This window comes from Yoonia sp. SDW83-1 (genome assembly GCF_046762885.1).
Lineage (GTDB): Bacteria > Pseudomonadota > Alphaproteobacteria > Rhodobacterales > Rhodobacteraceae > Yoonia.
This window is the reverse complement of the sequence record NZ_JBKQXO010000001.1, coordinates 447,315-464,631: the sequence shown is the minus strand read 5'-3', so window position 1 is coordinate 464,631 and position 17,317 is coordinate 447,315. Positions and strand designations below refer to the sequence as shown.

Annotated in this window: 16 protein-coding genes and 1 pseudogene; 13 read left to right on the top strand and 4 right to left on the bottom strand. The window is 58.1% G+C overall.

Annotation, left to right across the window (positions count from 1 at the left end):
- On the top strand, positions 1 to 1,486 hold a 1,486-nt coding region (locus ACFWW4_RS02405; RefSeq protein WP_411889395.1), incomplete at its 5' end, for an SdrD B-like domain-containing protein.
- Between the two features lie 118 nt (positions 1,487 to 1,604).
- Positions 1,605 to 1,861: pseudogene (locus tag ACFWW4_RS02400) on the top strand (hypothetical protein); the annotation flags it as partial.
- Positions 1,862 to 2,021: 160 nt separating this feature from the next.
- Here the strand turns inward: ACFWW4_RS02400 and ACFWW4_RS02395 are convergent.
- Complete coding sequence (locus ACFWW4_RS02395) at positions 2,022 to 2,420, bottom strand: SDR family NAD(P)-dependent oxidoreductase (protein WP_411889394.1); 399 nt, start codon at positions 2,418 to 2,420, stop codon at positions 2,022 to 2,024.
- An 82-nt stretch (positions 2,421 to 2,502) separates the two neighbouring features.
- Here ACFWW4_RS02395 and ACFWW4_RS02390 point away from each other — a divergent pair, with 82 nt between their 5' ends.
- From ACFWW4_RS02390 to uvrC, 6 genes are all read left to right on the top strand, one after another.
- Positions 2,503 to 2,694: a glutathione S-transferase N-terminal domain-containing protein gene (locus tag ACFWW4_RS02390; RefSeq protein WP_411889393.1), complete on the top strand. Its 192-nt coding sequence runs from the start codon at positions 2,503 to 2,505 to the stop codon at positions 2,692 to 2,694.
- 257 nt (positions 2,695 to 2,951) lie between these two features.
- Entirely contained in the window at positions 2,952 to 3,878 is a 927-nt protein-coding gene (locus ACFWW4_RS02385) for an ABC transporter ATP-binding protein (protein WP_411889392.1), read from the top strand.
- Positions 3,875 to 4,636 (top strand): ABC transporter permease, encoded by a 762-nt coding sequence (locus ACFWW4_RS02380; RefSeq protein ID WP_393928020.1) that lies wholly within the window; start codon positions 3,875 to 3,877, stop codon positions 4,634 to 4,636. Before ACFWW4_RS02385 ends, ACFWW4_RS02380 begins: the two co-directional genes overlap by 4 nt.
- 36 nt (positions 4,637 to 4,672) lie before the next feature.
- Positions 4,673 to 5,464 (top strand): S49 family peptidase, encoded by a 792-nt coding sequence (locus tag ACFWW4_RS02375; RefSeq protein WP_393928019.1) that lies wholly within the window; start codon positions 4,673 to 4,675, stop codon positions 5,462 to 5,464.
- 160 nt (positions 5,465 to 5,624) lie between these two features.
- The gene (locus tag ACFWW4_RS02370) at positions 5,625 to 6,401 is read left to right on the top strand and encodes an SDR family oxidoreductase (protein ID WP_411889391.1); all 777 of its coding nucleotides are present in this window, start codon (positions 5,625 to 5,627) and stop codon (positions 6,399 to 6,401) included.
- Positions 6,402 to 6,688: 287 nt separating this feature from the next.
- Entirely contained in the window at positions 6,689 to 8,557 is a 1,869-nt protein-coding gene (gene uvrC / locus ACFWW4_RS02365; protein WP_411889390.1) for an excinuclease ABC subunit UvrC, read from the top strand.
- A 243-nt stretch (positions 8,558 to 8,800) separates the two neighbouring features.
- Here the strand turns inward: uvrC and ACFWW4_RS02360 are convergent, their stop codons facing one another.
- Both ACFWW4_RS02360 and ACFWW4_RS02355 read right to left on the bottom strand, forming a co-directional pair.
- Positions 8,801 to 10,420, bottom strand: coding sequence for a putative bifunctional diguanylate cyclase/phosphodiesterase (locus tag ACFWW4_RS02360; protein WP_411889389.1), 1,620 nt, complete (start codon positions 10,418 to 10,420; stop codon positions 8,801 to 8,803).
- A gap of 151 nt (positions 10,421 to 10,571) precedes the next feature.
- Positions 10,572 to 13,199, bottom strand: a complete 2,628-nt coding sequence (locus tag ACFWW4_RS02355) for a hypothetical protein (RefSeq protein WP_411889388.1) — start codon at positions 13,197 to 13,199, stop codon at positions 10,572 to 10,574.
- A 286-nt stretch (positions 13,200 to 13,485) separates the two neighbouring features.
- Here ACFWW4_RS02355 and pgsA point away from each other — a divergent pair, with 286 nt between their 5' ends.
- From pgsA to ACFWW4_RS02335, 4 genes are all read left to right on the top strand, one after another.
- The gene (gene pgsA, locus ACFWW4_RS02350) at positions 13,486 to 14,151 is read left to right on the top strand and encodes a CDP-diacylglycerol--glycerol-3-phosphate 3-phosphatidyltransferase (RefSeq protein WP_393928013.1); all 666 of its coding nucleotides are present in this window, start codon (positions 13,486 to 13,488) and stop codon (positions 14,149 to 14,151) included.
- A complete protein-coding gene (moaD, locus tag ACFWW4_RS02345; RefSeq protein ID WP_393928012.1) occupies positions 14,151 to 14,396 on the top strand; it encodes a molybdopterin converting factor subunit 1 in 246 nt (81 codons plus the stop codon). The genes pgsA and moaD overlap by 1 nt, the downstream gene beginning before the upstream one ends.
- Positions 14,397 to 14,837: a molybdenum cofactor biosynthesis protein MoaE gene (locus tag ACFWW4_RS02340; RefSeq protein ID WP_411889387.1), complete on the top strand. Its 441-nt coding sequence runs from the start codon at positions 14,397 to 14,399 to the stop codon at positions 14,835 to 14,837.
- 136 nt (positions 14,838 to 14,973) lie between these two features.
- On the top strand, positions 14,974 to 15,789 hold the full coding sequence (locus ACFWW4_RS02335) for a DUF6544 family protein (protein WP_411889386.1): 816 nt from the start codon (positions 14,974 to 14,976) through the stop codon (positions 15,787 to 15,789).
- 8 nt (positions 15,790 to 15,797) lie between these two features.
- Here the strand turns inward: ACFWW4_RS02335 and ACFWW4_RS02330 are convergent, their stop codons facing one another.
- A complete protein-coding gene (locus ACFWW4_RS02330) occupies positions 15,798 to 16,391 on the bottom strand; it encodes a DNA-3-methyladenine glycosylase I (RefSeq protein WP_411889385.1) in 594 nt (197 codons plus the stop codon).
- 66 nt (positions 16,392 to 16,457) lie between these two features.
- On the opposite strand from ACFWW4_RS02330, the gene ACFWW4_RS02325 reads away from it, so the two are divergent.
- A complete protein-coding gene (locus tag ACFWW4_RS02325) occupies positions 16,458 to 17,264 on the top strand; it encodes an EAL domain-containing protein (protein WP_411889384.1) in 807 nt (268 codons plus the stop codon).
- Positions 17,265 to 17,317: the final 53 nt, after the last annotated feature.

Sequence of the window (17,317 nt, the reverse complement as noted above, 5' to 3'; positions counted from 1 at the left end):
TCAGGTCTTTGTGACCCCCGATCAGGGCGGAGACGACACGACCGACAGCGACGCGGTGGACAATGGCGATGGCACAGCCACCACGGCCCCTGTGACGGTGAACATCGGCGACGCGATCCGCAATGTCGATGCCGGCATCGCCGATCCGGGGACAGCCTCCTTGGGAGACACGGTATTTATCGACGAAAACGGGAACGGGTCCTTTGACGCCGGCGAGGCGACGCTGGCCGACATTGGTGTCACTCTGCTGGATGAAGATGACATCGTCATTGCCACGACCACAACGGCAGCCGACGGTACCTATCTTTTCGACGACCTGGATGCGGGAACCTACAGCGTTCTGTTTGAAGAAGCCGACGGATTTGACTTTACAACCGCGAATACCGGCAACGATGCGGCCGATAGTGATGCTGACGCCACGACAGGGCAAACCGGGGACATCGTTCTGGGTATCGGCGAAACCGATTTGACGGTCGATGCCGGCTTTGTGGCGGAAAACGCGGCACCTGTTGCGACAGATGATGCGGCCATGGTGTGTGCGCTTGAAACGACCACGATTGACGTCTTGGCAAATGATACGGATGCAGACAATGACATTGTCACGTTGGCAACCGTCAACGGTGTTGTACTGGCGGCAGGCGAAAGCACAACGCTGGAAAGCGGTGCTGTCGTGTCGTTGAATCAGGCTGGTGCGTTGGAGTATGACAGCACAAATGCTGTACTGGATGGTGTTGCGGCCGCAGATATCCTCATCGGGACGACCTTGAATGACAGTTTCGTCTATACGATCTCGGACGGTCGGGATGGCACAGATGACGCCATGGTAACGGTCGAGGTCAAAGGCGCTCTGAATACAGTGGAAACGATTGCCGAAACCCTGCCAATGGCGGCTGCAACGACACAAGGCAACTTCCGGGCAGGTCTTGGCTATTCATCAACCATTAATGGCACCGGTGACAGCCGTTTGGATGGTCTGAGCATCGAATCCGCATATTGCATCGAACGCGAGGAGGATTTCATCGCTGATATCGAAGTGAGCATGGATCTTTATGCCGGTACGGAAAGCGCAGTGGATAGCGGTATTTTCACCAACAACCTGGTTGAGAACCTTGATGCGATCAACTGGCTGCTGAACCAGAACTTCACCGAAACAAGCAATGGTGACGTCAGTGGACCATCAGCCGGCCGCAACTATACCGAAGCTGAAATCCAACATGCGATCTGGGGTCTGACAGATGGCAACTCGCAGATGAACATTCCCGTTTTCGTGGGCGACTTCTACAATGGGACGCAGGAAAACGTGGAAGAGCTTCTTGCTCTCGCACTTCAAGAAGGCGACGGTTTTGAAGCTGGTGAAGGCGATCTGATGACGATCATTCTTGATCCAACCGAAGTGCAGGCAGGGGCAACAGAAGATACAGATTATGATCAGGCCTTCATCGTGACCGTGTTATTCGACGACTTGATGCAAGACTGCGTTTGCTGAGCTAGAAGCGGATGGGGACGAACCACCAATTGATATCAGTGTTAAAAGTACGATGCATCTTCGTTTCGATTGAAGGTCATGTTCCCATTAGCGTCACCCGATTGTCTGCTCTGGTCAGATGAGGCTAACCAGAGTTCCCGGACATGCCGGTCCCGTTTCGAAGGCAGCTGCGGTGGGCATCGCACTGACCAGCAGGCTGATGCCTAAGCAATTGGCTGACGACTTCGGTGTTGAAATGCCGGCACTGAAAAGGGGCTTAGGGCGCATCGAGACACAGACGTGGTATCGAAAGAGGATTTTGACTCAGCTCAAGAGAATGACCGGCTTCGACGCGAGAACTGCATTCTCAGGGAGGAGCGTGACACCCTAAAAAAACGTCCCCGATTGGCACCCGCCTGTGCGCGGAAGAAGCAGCCTGTGTTATCGTTGCGAGATGAAGGGTGGCGGCCGTTCGCTTAGACTGTTTGGACTTTAGTAGGCATTCATAAGATCGTTAGCGAGATCGTAGGGCCATCAAGAAAACAATCCATGCCAATCAGACGCAGCACCGCCGCTTTGGAGGTGCAGTAATGCGACCACCCCTCAAGAAAGCTGTTTGCCGATCCAGAGGAGATGTTGATGACGGCTTCCTGGCCATGACCGCCATCGCATAGCGCAGCCCATAATAGGCGCCTTTGACTATCGCATTCAAGACCGCGCCCCAAAACACCGGGTCGCTATCCATGATCCTAGAGATTGGGTCGATCAGGCCAGTATTGTTAACCGACACGCCCACGCATCCCATCGCTTCAACCGCTTTTGAGATCAGCGTTGCAAATGCCTCGTGATCCGAAACATCGGTTGGCACAGCCAGGGCCTTTTCTTCACTATCCGAAAGCTCTGCGCAGATATGTTCGACACCGGTCGGTGAGCCGGGAGATGCAATGAAGTCCATGCCCCAAGCCGTAAGATCAAGGGTGCTGGTTGCTTCGGAGTATGTCACGCGGGTTTCGTCGTAATTGGGGGATGAAGTCTGGATGTTTAAGTTCGAATCGAAGACCTACCTCGCCATCAACCCCCGGGGTACCGTTCCAACTTTGAAACAGGGTGATGTGACCGTCGGCCAATCCATCGCGATCTTGGCTTGGCTCGACCGACAACCCATCACGCCAGCCGAAGCTCAGGAGGGGTTCTATACAAACATGAACGCTGTTGATGAGGTCGCGTGAGAACAGTCAAACAGTCTCCGGTAAAACTGAGGCGGCTCAGGGCAAGTAACCTGCAGAATGCCGCCATTGGGTCCGATGTTTTGCCGACGCGATGCCGACCGGCCAAAACGGACAAAACAACAGCGTTAACAGATGAGTCGCGCATCGCGGCAAAGCCGGGGTGTTGCGCGGCCCCAAAACATGGGTTCGCCACGTTAAGACCTTTCCCTCCCCCGCAACCCGGATTAGGTTCGGCAGACCCACCCAAAGGTTGCTTTATGCCGTCCATCGTTACCGTCCAGAACCTGCGCAAGGCCTATGCCGGGGGCTTCGAGGCCCTCAAAGGCGTGAGTCTTGACATCGAAGAGGGCGAAATCCTCGCCTTGCTCGGCCCCAATGGTGCGGGGAAAACCACCCTGATTTCAACGATTTGCGGGATCACTGTGCCCACATCCGGCAGCATTACGGTCGGCGGGCACGACACCCAGACATCGTTCCGCGCCGCCCGTGATCTGATCGGTCTGGTGCCGCAGGAGATTAACCTCGAACCATTCGAAACCGTCTTCAACACCGTCCGGTTTTCGCGGGGCCTGTTCGGCAAGCCGCGCAATGATGCGTATGTTGAAGACATTCTGAAACAGCTGTCGCTCGACGATAAAAAAGACAGCAAAATCATGATGTTGTCCGGAGGAATGAAGCGACGGGTACTGATCGCCAAGGCGCTGTCTCACGAACCCCGCGTCCTGTTCCTCGATGAACCCACCGCCGGCGTCGACGTTGAGTTGCGCAAGGACATGTGGGAGGTCGTGGCACGGCTCAAGGCGTCCGGGGTGACCATCATCCTGACCACCCACTATATCGAAGAGGCTGAGGCGATCGCCGACCGTGTCGGTGTCATCAACAAGGGTGAAATCCTGCTGGTGCAGGACAAGGCCGACCTGATGGCGCAGATGGGGCAGAAACAGCTGCAAATCGCCCTGTCCGACGCGATCAGCGAAATTCCTAACACCTTGAATTCATATGCGCTTGAGCGGTCCGATGACGGGCTGCACCTGACCTACAGCTACGACACGACAGGCGAGCGCACGGGCATCACAACCCTTCTGAACGATCTGCAGGCCAGCGGGCTGCAAATGAAAGATATCCAGACCAAACAAAGCTCTCTCGAAGATATCTTTGTCGGGCTGGTAAAGGAGCAGGCATGAACCTCACTGCCGTCAAATCCATTTATGTCTTTGAAATGGCCCGGTTCTTCAGGACGCTGACGCAAAGCCTGATCTCTCCCGTCCTGTCCACATCGCTTTACTTCGTCGTTTTCGGCGCGGCCATCGGCAGCCGGATTCAAGAGGTTGAGGGGGTCAGTTACGGCGCGTTCATCGTGCCGGGGCTGATCATGCTGTCGGTGATGACGCAGGCCACATCCAACGCGAGCTTCGGTATCTACTTTCCCAAGTTTATCGGGACGATTTACGAGTTGCTCTCAGCGCCGGTGAACTTCCTTGAAATCACAATGGGTTACGTAGGTGCTGCGGCGACCAAAGCCATGTTCATCGGGCTGATCATTCTTGGCACGGCATACTTTTTCGTCGATCTGCAAATTGCCCATCCCATCGCCATGCTGGCCTTCCTGACGCTGACCTGCATCAGTTTCGCGTTGCTGGGTTTCATCATCGGAATCTGGGCGGGCAACTTTGAACAGTTGCAGTTGATCCCGCTTCTGGTCATCACGCCGCTCGTGTTCTTAGGGGGATCTTTCTATTCCATCACGATGCTGCCGCCCGTGTGGCAGACCATCACGCTCTTCAATCCTGTCGTTTACCTGATCAGTGGCTTCCGCTGGGCGTTTTTTGGCACGGCGGATGTCAGTATCGGCGTGTCGCTCGCGGCTATCGCCCTTTTCACCGGGATTTGCCTTGCCGTGATCTGGTGGATCTTCCGCACTGGCTGGCGGATCAGAGAGTGACTTGCAGGTGGCAGGCGAAGGTTTAAGTAACCGTCTATGAAATATATCCCCTTTACCAAATCCGATCCGTTTGTTGCGGTGATCCGACTGCAAGGCGCGATCAGCAACAGCGCGCGCGGGCTGGATAACCCCAGCCTCGCCCCTGTCATCGAAAAGGCGTTCAGCAAGGGCAAGCCCGCCGCTGTGGCGCTGGAAATCAACTGCCCTGGCGGGTCGCCGGTGCAATCCTCGCTGATTGCCTCGCGGATACGCAGGCTCGCCGACGAAAAGAAAATCCCGGTTTTCGCCTTTGTCGAAGATGTCGCGGCCTCCGGCGGCTATTGGCTGGCCTGTGCGGCGGACGAGATTTTTATCGACGCCTGTTCGCTGACCGGCTCTATCGGTGTGATCAGCTCCAGCTTTGGCGCGCATGAGGCGATTGCCAATTACGGGATCGAACGTCGGGTCCATACAGCGGGCAAATCCAAATCCCTGCTGGACCCGTTCCAGCCGCAAAAACCGGCAGATGTGAAAAAGCTCAAGGGCTGGCTGGAAGACCTGCATGAAACCTTCATCGGTTACGTCAAATCGCGACGGGGCACCAAGCTGTCCGACAATCCTGATCTGTTCACCGGTGAGGTTTTCATCGGCCAGAAAGGGATCGACGAAGGGCTGGTCGACGATATCGGCCATCTGGCCCCGGTGATGAAACAACGCTTTGGCGACAATGTGAAATTCAAACGCTACGGCGCTAGGAAATCCATCCTGTCCCGGTTCGGCGCACGGATCGTGGATGACACGATCAGCAGTATCGAAGATCGCGCCGCCTTTGCCCGGTTTGGCCTATGATCCTCAAGGCGATCTTTTTCTTTCTGGCCTTCATGGTGGTGCTGGGCATCTTCGGCAAATGGCGGTTCCCCGGGCAAAGCCGGCTGGCATCGGCCAAATGTCCGAAATGCCAGCGGTTCAAAATTGGCAAGGGGCCCTGCGTCTGTGAAAAGGGGCGGCCATGAAGGCGCTTGTCACCGGGGCCGGTGCGCGGCTGGGGCAGGCGATGGCGCTCTATCTCGGGCAACGCGGCTACGATATCGCCGTGCATTATGCCGGGTCCCGGCAAGGGGCCGAGGAAACGGTGACCCAACTGCAGGCCATGGGGCGGCAGGCAACCGCATTGCAGGCCGATCTGCTGGATGAGGATGCGACGCAAGCCCTTGTCGGGCGGGCCGTCGATGCGCTTGGCGGGCCGCTGACCTGTCTGATCAACAACGCCTCGATCTTTGAACATGACACGGTGCAAACCGCGACCCGCGAAAGCTGGGACAAGCATCTGGAATCCAACCTGCGCGCGCCCTTTGTTCTGACCCAGCATTTCGCCGCACAAGCCCCCGATCCGTTCGATGATGAGATGGGCGAACCGACAGCCCAGGCGCTTGTCATCAACATGCTGGATCAGCGCATTCACAAACTGACCCCGGAATTCATGAGCTATACGATCGCCAAAATGGGGCTCTGGGCGATGACGCGAACGACGGCGCAGGCACTCGCCCCGCGTGTGCGGGTCAACGGGATCGGTCCGGGGCCAACATTGCAGGGGCATCGGCAAAGCAAGGAACACTTTGACAGGCAACGGGCTGCGACCGTTCTGCAGCGCGGGGCAAACCCGTCTGACATTACCGCGGCGCTGGGTTATTTCCTTGATGCACCTGCTGTGACCGGGCAAATGCTGGCGGTTGATGGGGGGCAGCACTTGGCCTGGGAAACGCCGGATGTGCTTGGGGTTGAATGACGCAACGGCAAAGTTACGCACTGGCCCGCCCTCCCGTTCACGAAACTGTCACAAAGCGCCTATTTTTCAAGGCGTTAAGCATATATCAATAAAAATATATAATGAAATCAACGCCTTGAAATACTGCCTATTTTTTAGGCATTTCGACGAAGTCTGCCGAAAACAACGGAAAATTCCACCTGCCAAGGTTTAACCCACCGAGTTATCCACAGAAACCGTGGATGCCTTTCCTCTTGTCCCCGCTGCATTACCATTGCAGCAAGCACAGAATCACAAGACACCCGAGCATGACCGAGCAGCCAACCAAGACACCATTGACAGGATATGACTGCATTCAGGGGTATCTGCGTACCTTGGATGCGTCCCCCGGCGTCTACCGCATGCTGGATGCGGATAGCCGGGTGCTTTATGTGGGCAAGGCGCGCAACCTAAGGGCGAGGGTGAGCAGCTACGCACGCCCCGGTCAGCATTCCCCGCGCATCACCCGCATGATCCGTGAAACTGCATCGATGATGTTCCTCACGACCCGGACGGAAACCGAGGCGCTGCTCTTGGAGCAGAACCTGATCAAGCAGCTCAAGCCGCGCTATAACGTCCTGTTGCGCGACGATAAATCCTTCCCGAATATCCTCGTGGCCAAGGATCACGCTTTCCCCATGATCAAGAAACACCGGGGCGCGAAAAGGCAAAAGGGTGACTATTACGGCCCCTTTGCCGGGGCGGGTGCGGTCAACCGAACGCTCAACCAACTTCAGCGTGTGTTTCTGTTGCGCAACTGCTCAGACAGCGATTTCGAAACGCGCACGCGCCCTTGCCTGCAATATCAGATCAAACGCTGCTCGGGCCCTTGCTGCGGGCTGATCTCGGAACGGGATTACGCGGCCTCTGTCCGTGATGCTGAACAATTTCTGCAAGGCCGCACCAAGGGCATTCAGGAGGCGCTCGCCAAGCAGATGCAGGCGGCCAGCGCCGACATGGAATTTGAACGCGCCGCCGCGCTGCGCGACCGGATCAAGGCGCTGACGCAGGTCCAATCAGCCCAAGGCATCAACCCGCAATCCACGGCAGAGGCGGACGTGATCGCGCTGCATACCGATGGGGGGCAGGCCTGTGTTCAGGTGTTCTTCATCCGCGCCAATCAGAACTGGGGCAACCACGATTACTACCCCCGCATCAGCGGGGATGAGGATTTGTCAGAGGTGATGGAGGCGTTCGTCGGTCAGTTCTATTCCAACCGTGAACCGCCGCGCATGCTGATCCTGTCGCATGGGCTGGACAATGATGATCTGATGGCGGACGCGCTGTGTGAAAAGGCGGGCCGCAAGGTCGACATCATCATCCCGCAACGCGGCGAAAAGGCAGAGCTGGTCCAATCCGCCCTGCGCAACGCGCGCGAAAGCCTTGCGCGCAAAATGTCGGAAACCGCCACGCAGGCCAGACTGCTCAAAGGCGTGGCCGAGGCATTCGACATGGACAAGGTGCCGCAGCGGATCGAGGTTTACGACAACTCGCATATCCAGGGCGCCCATGCGGTCGGGGCGATGATCGTGGCCGGCCCTGACGGGTTCGACAAAAACCAGTATCGCAAGTTCAATATCAAGGACACGAAACTGACCCCAGGTGACGATTTCGGCATGATGAAAGAGGTGCTGACCCGCCGTTTCCAGCGCCTTCTGAAAGAAGACCCGGAACGGACCCAAGGCACTTGGCCCGACCTTTTGCTGATCGACGGCGGGGCCGGGCAAGTCAGCGCTGTTCAGGAAATCATGGACAACCTCGGCGTGGCCGATATCCCCATGGTTGGCGTCGCCAAGGGCGAGGATCGCGATGCGGGCAAAGAGGAGTTTTACCGTACCGGCAGACCCGTCATGGCGCTGCGCCACAATGATCCGGTGCTTTACTTCATCCAGCGGATGCGGGACGAGGTGCACCGCTTTGCCATCGGCACCCACCGCGCGAAACGATCCAAGGCGATCGGGGCCACCCCGCTCGACGATATCCCCGGCGTCGGTGCTACCCGCAAACGCGCCCTGCTGGCGCATTTCGGATCAGCCAAGGCCGTAGCCCGCGCCAACCTTGCCGACCTGAAAGCGGTCGACGGGGTATCGGCCAATATGGCGCAAACGATCTATGATTTTTTCCATGAAAACGGCTGAGCTTTGATTGTGACATCAAGCTGTCACACCATGACGGTAATCTGCTCCCTTATCTGCGGCACAAGCCGCGCGGCCCATTAGTGGCAGGTGTCAGCCAAGGTGAAGTCCAAAAGACATGATTCAGCTTATTGGTTTTCACGATGGGTGCAGCCGTGGCGAGAACGAGACCGGCGAAAAATCTGTATTATAAATCTCAGGGGCGCCGCCAAACGCGGCGGCGCGACCGGGCACGGCAGGCCATCATCAGCACGCCTTGCTTTGCAGTACTGCCACCTTTTCGGTGATTTCCGTCGGTCCTTTGGCCCAGTCACTCCATTGTTCGTCAACCAGCCAGGCCACATGTTTGGCGGGTACGGCCCGTTCGAATAGAAAACCCTGACCGAGTGAGCAACTCAGCCCCTCAAGATAATCAAGGTCTTCCCGGCTTTCGATGCCTTCGGCGGTCACATCAAGGGCCAATCCCTTGGCCAGTGACATGATCCCGGTCACGATCTTCTGGTTTTGCGGCTCACCCGCGATATTTGTTACAAAGCTGCGGTCGATCTTGATCCGGTCAAACGGCAACTGGCGCAGACTGGCGAGGCTGGAATACCCGGTGCCAAAATCATCCAGCGCGACGGCGACACCCAGTGCCTTGAGCGCATCAAGCTTTGTCCGTGCCACGCCAAAATCGCTGATGATGGAGCTTTCCGTCACCTCGATGGTCAAACGATGCGCATCGAAATCGGACTGCGTCAGGATTTCCTTGATCTGATCAACCAGATTGGGGTCATGAAACTGCAGCGGTGAGACGTTGAATGAAATGGTGAGTGACGGGTCCCAGTTACTGGCCGCACGACAGGCCTGACGCAGCACACTCAATCCCAGCGCGCCAATCTGCCCGCTGTCTTCGGCGATTTCGATGAAGACACTTGGTTCAATCGGCCCGCGCTTATGGTGTGTCCAGCGCGCAAGAACCTCAAACCCGATCAGCGTCTTGGTCTCGATCTGAATGATCGGCTGAAACCAGGCCTCAATCTCGTCTTTGGCGATGGCCAGTTTCAGATCGGCTTGTATTTCGGCGCGTTCATGGGATTGACGATCCAGTTCGGCATCATACCAGGCAAATCTGTTACGGCCCTGCGTCTTGGCGTCGTAAAGCGATTTGTCGGCCCGGCGCAATGCCTCCGTTCCGGAGATGTCAGCCGACCAGTTCATCAGGCCGATGCTGCAACCAATATGGATTTGCGCGCCATCATGATCGAAGGGTTGCGTCATTGTATGCAGCAGGCGGCGCGCGATACGTTCGACCTGCGTCGCGTCCAGCCCGCGTTCAAAGATGACAGCAAATTCGTCGCCGCCCAATCGCGCGATCGCGCCAGCCTCACCAACCTCGGCCTGCAACCGTTGCGCGGCGGCGCGCAGGGTCGCGTCGCCGGCCGCGTGACCGTAGAGGTCATTCACCGGTTTGAACTTGTCCAGATCGACCATCGCGATAAAGCATTCATCGGCGTCAGACAGGTGCTGCCCCGCGACCTCCAGCTTGGTCTCAAAAGCCCGGCGATTCATCAACCCGGTCAGCGGGTCATGGCGCGCGTTCTTTTCGGCCCGCTTGCGCTGATACTCGCGTTCATGCACCAGTTTTTTCAGCCGCCTGCTTTGATAGATGGCTGAAAAAATCAACGCGATCGACAGGTTGATGACGAGCATTCCCAGCTCGTCCAGGTCCCAATCCTCATGCGCGCGGCTGTAATAGTAGAACCTTTCGAACAACTCCATCTCGGCCAGGATGGGCCAGGTGACGATGGCGGACAAGAAAAACAGGATCGGAATCACGCCGACATGCGCGACGAATTGCCGTAGTTTCAAAGGAATGAGGTCCATGTACTATCCAAACACTGTCAACGCTTGCGACAGAGCTTAGGAAAAAAGACCTGTGAACAGGTAAACGGCAAACATCAAATAGTTCGAAGTTTAGCGATGATGCCCCGCCCCCCTGCCGCTACAGATTCGCTGCAGCGGCAGGGGGGCGGGCCTACATCATGTCAAAGCCAAGGCTGGTCAGCTGCACCATCAGGTCACTGTCGCTGGACAGGACGGTGTTCCAGCCCGGTGCGGTCAGGTTGGACATGCTGAGATCTTCGGCCTGAATGCCCATCAGGGCGGTGCTGTTCCCGCCATTGCCCACAACCTCGAAATACAGGTTTCCATCCGCCTCGCGGGCGGTGACCTGACCGGAGCCGAGCGCGTTCAGGTCGATCACATCATCATTCAAATCGAACCCGGTGATCGCGGTTTTCTTGGCCCAGTTCCAGCTTATCTCGGCCGTGTCCGCTGTGGTATCATCGAACAACAGTGTCTCGTAACCCTGCAGACCGCCACCCGTGTCAGAATTGCCGCCGCCGTCACCCGGATCTGGCTGACCACCGGGAGCGCCTGTCATATCGCCTAAGCGGGTCTGGAACCCGTCCGTGCTTGCCCCGGCAGGGGCATCGGGCGTCAAAAGCCCCGCGCGCGACACCAGCGTGAACTGTTCGGCGGTATAGCCAAAAGGTATCTCCAAGTTATCCTCGACAACCTGATCATGGTGAAACTCGATCAGACCGGGGATCAGATCGGCCTTTGTCACCCCGGTCAAGGTCATGCTCTGCCCGGTCGGCAAGGACGATATGACAAGGCCCGCGCTTGTATCCTCAACGCTCAGCCGTTCGCGCGTGCCGAAATAGAGGAAACTGATCTTCATCGTGCCGGGGTCGAAATTGTCGATCACTTCGCTGACGCCGTATTCATGGCTGCGCACATAGACGGTGTCAGCCTCGCTCGGGCCAATGCCCAGTTCCCAACTCATCACGCCGCCCAGATCCTGACGCAGATGTTCGTTCCCCACGATCCCGAAATTGGCCATTGTCAGGTAGGTGATCTGCACGCCCTGCACAATCTGCATGGCGGCGGACCAAGGGCTGTCCAGCGCCAGTTCGCCATTCGGGGTCTTGGTGATGATCAAGCCATGGACGGATGTGCCCCCGACATCAATCTCATCGCGGTTGGGGTCAAATCCGGTGATATCGTCAGCGTTGATATCGGCCCGGAGTTTGGTGCCCCCAAGGTCCGTCTGCCCCGTAGTCGCAACCGGATTGGACCCGTCGGTGTCATAAGTGACCGGGAACCCATCGGTTGAACCGCCCGGATTGGTGACGACGGCATTGATCGCCGCGACCACCTCGTTCAGGGCCGATTGCTCCGCGATTGAGAAATTGGCCATGCTCAGATCATCAAGCCCGATATGCAGCAGGATGGTGGTTGACTGAACGCCGCCTGCCGCATCAAGCACAACAATGCGGGTGGTCAGTCCAAGTGCATCGCCGCTTTCCTCAAAGATCTGCAGGCGCTCCGCGGTAATGCCGCCCTCGATATGGACCATATCCATGAACGGGTCGAAACCGGCCACTGTCTGATCACCCGATGTCAGGGTGATCGTTGTCATCTGTCCGGTCATACCGCCATGGCCATCATCGCCGCCGCCATCTCCCCCGGTGCCATGCCCGCCATCGCCCGGGACGTCGCCGCCAGTATGCGAGATCAGGCTGGCCAGCTCTGCCCGGGTCGTGTCCTCCAGCGCCCTGATCCGGGACATGTCCAGATCGTCCAGCGTCACACCCGCAAGGGTCAGTGACTGGTTGTTTGAAGGGACGGAAAAGACGACGCCTTGGGCGGTCTGGGTGATGTCAATCGAGTCTGCGGCGATCCAGGAGATAAAGATCGTATCGGTCGCCGGATCAAAACTCGGGTCGACAACGGTCCGTCCCCACGCCCAGTCTATGACGTGGGTCGAGTTGGCCACGGTGATGGCCGCATTGTCACGGCCCCCGCCGCCATCGCCGCCACCGGGCATCCCCCCGCCGTCGCCGCCCGTATCCGGGGTGCCACCGTCCGGCACGCCCGGACCTTCGTCACCAGTCACACGGCTTTCGAAATAGGCGATGGCCTCGGCCACGGACGGGGCATCATAGCCGCCGAAATCAGAAATATAGCGCAGGATTGACGTGCCATATTCATCGGTGGACACATTGCCCGCCTGCAACAGGTTCAGCGTGCCATAGGCGCCGCGCAGATGGGCGGCCGCCATGATACCGGTCAGGGTCAGCGTAACATTCACTGTTGCCCCGCCATCCTGATAGGTGCGGGTTGTGCCGATATAATCCTCCAGGCTTTCCCCCTGATAGGACAGGCTCTCGTCGATGATCTTGAGGTTGAAGCCAAACGCCTCGCGAATGGCGACTTCCTGCGCGGCCTCAGTCTTGAATTCTGCCAGTGAATTGACGCCATTCTTGCCGGTCCAGGTGCCATCCGAGGTGTTGGTAGCGGCACCGCTGCCGTAAAAGACATCGTCGTCGTAATACCCCAGATCAATCAGCAACGCCTCGCCAAACTGATAGCCCACAAACCCCAGCGCATTGGTCGAGGTATAAGACATTGCTTTCCACTCGCTGTCCGACAACTGGCCCCAGGATGTGTACTGCGGATAGAAACTCTGCACCGGGCCGCCGGCCCATTGCGTCAGCTGCGCATCGGTGATCCGACCCGCTTCATACCGGTCGCGATCCCAACCGCTTTCAAATGCGCGCATCGCATCCAGAAAATCCTGGAAAGACCCTTGTGGCATATCAGACCTCTTTGGTTGTGGTGCTGGCCGGACCACTGCCCGGCTCTGACGGGACTATGCGCCAAAGGGCAGATCGGGTTGAGACGTGTCCGAAATCTGCGCGAGATATGGCGCAAGCACATGATTTACAGGCATCTTTTCGCTGGTTCCGTTTTGGGATGCTGCTGCCCGGCGGTTTCCTGCACCAAGCCGCCAAGGGATCAGGCGCGCATATGCCAAAAAAATGCAAAGCGCTGATATCACGCCCCCTCTGGTGTCAACCAAGCCCACGCGCTACCACTGACCCATGCAACTGAACCTGCCCAATATCCTCACCATTCTCCGCCTTCTGGCGGCGCCCGGCGTGGTGATCATGTTTCTCTACTTCAACCGCCCCTGGGCGGACTGGTTTGCGCTGGTGCTCTTTGTGTCTGCGGCGGTGACGGATTTCCTCGATGGCTACCTGGCCCGGCTGTGGAAACAGGAAAGCAAACTGGGCGCGATGCTGGACCCCATCGCCGACAAGGCGATGGTCATCATCGCGCTTGTGGTTATCACCGGCTTTTCCGGCATGAACCCGTGGATCCTGCTGCCTGCGACGGTGATCATCTTCCGCGAGGTGTTTGTGTCTGGCCTGCGCGAATTTCTGGGGGATACGGCAGGGACGCTCAAGGTGACCAATCTGGCGAAATGGAAAACCACAGCCCAGATGGTTGCCATCGCGGTCCTGTTTTCAAGAGGCGCGTTTGAGCATTACATGATCGAACAGACCATCGGTATGGACCCAATCATGATCATGGGCATTCTGGATGGGTCGATCCCCGATGAACTGGGTCTGCGCTGGAAAAGCATCGGCTTTGATGTCAGTTGGTGGGGGGGGATCACATTGCTGTGGGTCGCGGCGCTGCTTACCTTGATGACCGGCTGGGATTATTTCAGCAAGGCCCGCCCCTATCTGAAGGATGTTGGCTGATGAATGTAATGTATTTCGCATGGGTCCGGGAACGGATCGGTGTACCGCAGGAAACGGTGGAAACCGAGGCCGCAACCGTCAACGACCTGATCGCAGAGCTGAAAACCCGCGAAGACCGCTATGCCGCCGCCTTTGCCGATATCAGCGCGTTGCGGGTAGCGCTCGATCAGGAACTGTCCGATTTCGATGCGCCGCTCGCCGGGGTGCGCGAGGTCGCGTTCTTTCCCCCAATGACAGGCGGCTGAATGCAGGTCCGGGTCCAGTCAGAACCGTTTGATGCCGGGGCAGAACTGAACGGCTTTGCGCAAGGGCGGACGGATATCGGTGCGGTGGTCAGCTTTACAGGCGTGGTCCGCGACACCGATGGCACGCTGCAGGAAATGCTGATCGAACATTACCCCGGCATGACGACATCTGCGATTACCAAGATCGTGGATGAGGCCGTGAGCCGCTGGACGCTCGCCGATGCGCTGGTCATCCATCGCCATGGCCCGCTCAAACCCGGCGAGCCGATCATGATGGTGGCCACCGCCGCAGCCCACCGGGCCGCCGCCTTTGCGGCTGCCGATTTCCTGATGGACTACCTGAAATCACGTGCACCCTTCTGGAAGAAAGAAATCACCGACCAGGGGGCGGATTGGGTGGCCGCGAAAGACGAAGATGAGGACGCGCTGAACCGCTGGTGAAACACCTGCGCGCCCGGGTCGTCCCGGATATCTGCATCGTTGCCGCTCTGCCGGACACCTTCCGCTCCTTGCGATAGGTCAATGCCCGCTCCGCTGCCAGATGCTAGATCGCAGTTGCATTCTGGGGAGTTATCCAATGAAAACAGCGATTTTCGCCTGCCTGATCCTGTTGCTCGCCGCCGTCCTTGCCCAGTTTTTCCTTGCCGGGCGGTTTCTGGCCGAGATCGCACGGCAAGAGCAGAGCATCCGCACAGCACCTGCAGCCGACTTGCGCGACCCCGCCGAAATCCCCGAAGCCATGCGGCGTTTCGCTGGGCGGGGGCTGGTCAGTCAGGCGAACCCGCCGCGCGCGGTGCATCTGACGCAAGAGGCCCAGGTGCTACAGGGCGAGACCTGGTCGACCTCTCAAACCCACCAGCATATCGCCATCGCCGAACCGGCATTCGTCTGGGTGGCCCATGGGGCGGGCTGGCCGGTACCAGCTGTCCGCGTGATGGATCGCTTTACCGGCGGCGAAGGGCTGCTAGAGGTGCGGCTGTTCGGATCGATCCGCGTCGGGCAGTTCACCGGGCCAGATGCTGATATAGGCGAGGCGATGCGTTATCTGGCAGAACTGCCATTGGCGCCCGACGCGATTATGTCGAACGGGTCCATCATCTGGCGGCAGATCGACGCGCAGACAGTTGAAGCGGAACTGGCGCTACCCCCGGGGTCTGCCGTGGTGCGGTTTCACCTCGATGACGCAGGTGACGTGGTCGAGGTTACGGCAGACGACAGGCCTGATGTCTCTTCCGGCGAAAGGGTTCTGCGTCAATGGCGTGGCGTATTTTCCGATTATGAAGAGATCGGCGGGCGCCGTGTTCCGCACATGGCCGAGGTCGGTTATGTGAATGACGGCGTCTACGCCCCTTATTTCCGTGGCCGCATCACCTCTTACGAGGTGCTGAAATAAAGGCCGGATCAGGGCCAGACAGATGCCGGGTCACGCGCCAGCGCCGCACATGGTTCATGCCGAAAGCATGTCGTCAGGTGATTGTTGATCAACCCCGTCGCCTCCATGAAAGCATAGACAATCGTCGGGCCGCAAAACTTGAACCCGGCTTTCTTCAGATCCTTTGATATCTGTTCCGACAAAGGCGACTGGGTCGGCATTTGCGCGCGGTCTGACAGGCTCGTCCGGAGCGGCACGCCGTCCAAGTAATTCCAAAAAAAACGGTCAAACCCGTCCCGCGCCTCAATCTCGGCCCAGGCGCGTGCATTGCCGATGGTCGCCTCGATCTTGCCGCGATGACGGATGATGCCGGGATTAGCCAGCAGGCGCTGCACATCATCCTCGCCCCATTCGGCAATCACAAAAGGATCAAATCCGGCGAAAGCCGCGCGAAAATTCTCGCGCTTCTTCAGGATCGTGATCCAGCTGAGGCCCGCCTGAAACCCATCAAGGATCAGCTTTTCCCACAGCGCACGGCTGTCATATTCCGGCACGCCCCATTCAGTGTCGTGGTAATCGACATAGATCAGTTCGGTCCCGGCCCAGCCGCAGCGTTCCACCATGCTCTGTCCTTAATCAGTTGTTAGCAGGCCATGGGCCATGTTGCGCAGACAGTATGGAATCCGATCATGCAGAACGCCACGCTCAGCCGCGCAGAAATCGACGAAAAGGCCCTTTTGGACCCGTTGCATTACGCAATGGCCAGCCGCGATGCGGATGTGATGAGCCTTGTGCGCGACGCGCTGGCAGCCGGGCGGGCGAAACTGGCCTTTCACCCAATCGTTACGGCGGACGCGCAGCCGCGCATCGCCTTTTACGAAGGGCTGGTGCGGCTGATGGACGATTCGGGCCGGATCATTCCGGCGGCGCATTTCATGCCTACGGTCGAAGAAACCGGGATGGGGCGGCAGATTGATTGCATCACGCTTGATCTGGCGCTGAAAAAGCTGAAACAGAATCCGGGCATCCGGCTGTCGGTCAACCTGTCAGCGCGGTCCATCGGCGACGGGGAGTGGCGGCGCATCCTCGATCACGGGCTTTTGGACCGGTCCAATCTGGGCGACCGGCTGATCTTTGAAATCAGCGAAACCTCCGCCATGATGCTGCATGAAAACGTGATCCGGTTCATGGCCGAAATGCAGCCCAAGGGGGTGGCTTTCGCACTCGACGGGTTCGGGGCAGGCATGACCGCGTTTCGGTATCTCAAGGATTTCTTTTTCGATCTGGTCAAGATCGACAAAAGCTTCATCAAGGATGTCGAAAATGATCCCGACAATCAGGTCCTGACCGAGGCGCTGATCACCGTCGCGCACCAGTTCGAAATGTTCGCCATCGCCGACGGGGTCGAGTCCGAGGCTGAGGCGACATTTCTGAAAGGGCTCGGCGTCGACTGCCTGCAGGGCTATCATTACGGCGTCCCCAAATTCGATCTCTGACCGGCATGCACCAAATGCATAGGGGGAATCGCATTGCCCTAGGTCAGCCAACC

Coding starts and splice junctions, on each gene's coding strand:
- ACFWW4_RS02395 (WP_411889394.1), bottom strand. CDS start 2,420: ATGGACTTCATTGCATCTCCCGGCTCACCGACCGGTGTCGAACATATC.
- ACFWW4_RS02390 (WP_411889393.1), top strand. CDS start 2,503: ATGTTTAAGTTCGAATCGAAGACCTACCTCGCCATCAACCCCCGGGGT.
- ACFWW4_RS02385 (WP_411889392.1), top strand. CDS start 2,952: ATGCCGTCCATCGTTACCGTCCAGAACCTGCGCAAGGCCTATGCCGGG.
- ACFWW4_RS02380 (WP_393928020.1), top strand. CDS start 3,875: ATGAACCTCACTGCCGTCAAATCCATTTATGTCTTTGAAATGGCCCGG.
- ACFWW4_RS02375 (WP_393928019.1), top strand. CDS start 4,673: ATGAAATATATCCCCTTTACCAAATCCGATCCGTTTGTTGCGGTGATC.
- ACFWW4_RS02370 (WP_411889391.1), top strand. CDS start 5,625: ATGAAGGCGCTTGTCACCGGGGCCGGTGCGCGGCTGGGGCAGGCGATG.
- uvrC (WP_411889390.1), top strand. CDS start 6,689: ATGACCGAGCAGCCAACCAAGACACCATTGACAGGATATGACTGCATT.
- ACFWW4_RS02360 (WP_411889389.1), bottom strand. CDS start 10,420: ATGGACCTCATTCCTTTGAAACTACGGCAATTCGTCGCGCATGTCGGC.
- ACFWW4_RS02355 (WP_411889388.1), bottom strand. CDS start 13,199: ATGCCACAAGGGTCTTTCCAGGATTTTCTGGATGCGATGCGCGCATTT.
- pgsA (WP_393928013.1), top strand. CDS start 13,486: ATGCAACTGAACCTGCCCAATATCCTCACCATTCTCCGCCTTCTGGCG.
- moaD (WP_393928012.1), top strand. CDS start 14,151: ATGAATGTAATGTATTTCGCATGGGTCCGGGAACGGATCGGTGTACCG.
- ACFWW4_RS02340 (WP_411889387.1), top strand. CDS start 14,397: ATGCAGGTCCGGGTCCAGTCAGAACCGTTTGATGCCGGGGCAGAACTG.
- ACFWW4_RS02335 (WP_411889386.1), top strand. CDS start 14,974: ATGAAAACAGCGATTTTCGCCTGCCTGATCCTGTTGCTCGCCGCCGTC.
- ACFWW4_RS02330 (WP_411889385.1), bottom strand. CDS start 16,391: ATGGTGGAACGCTGCGGCTGGGCCGGGACCGAACTGATCTATGTCGAT.
- ACFWW4_RS02325 (WP_411889384.1), top strand. CDS start 16,458: ATGCAGAACGCCACGCTCAGCCGCGCAGAAATCGACGAAAAGGCCCTT.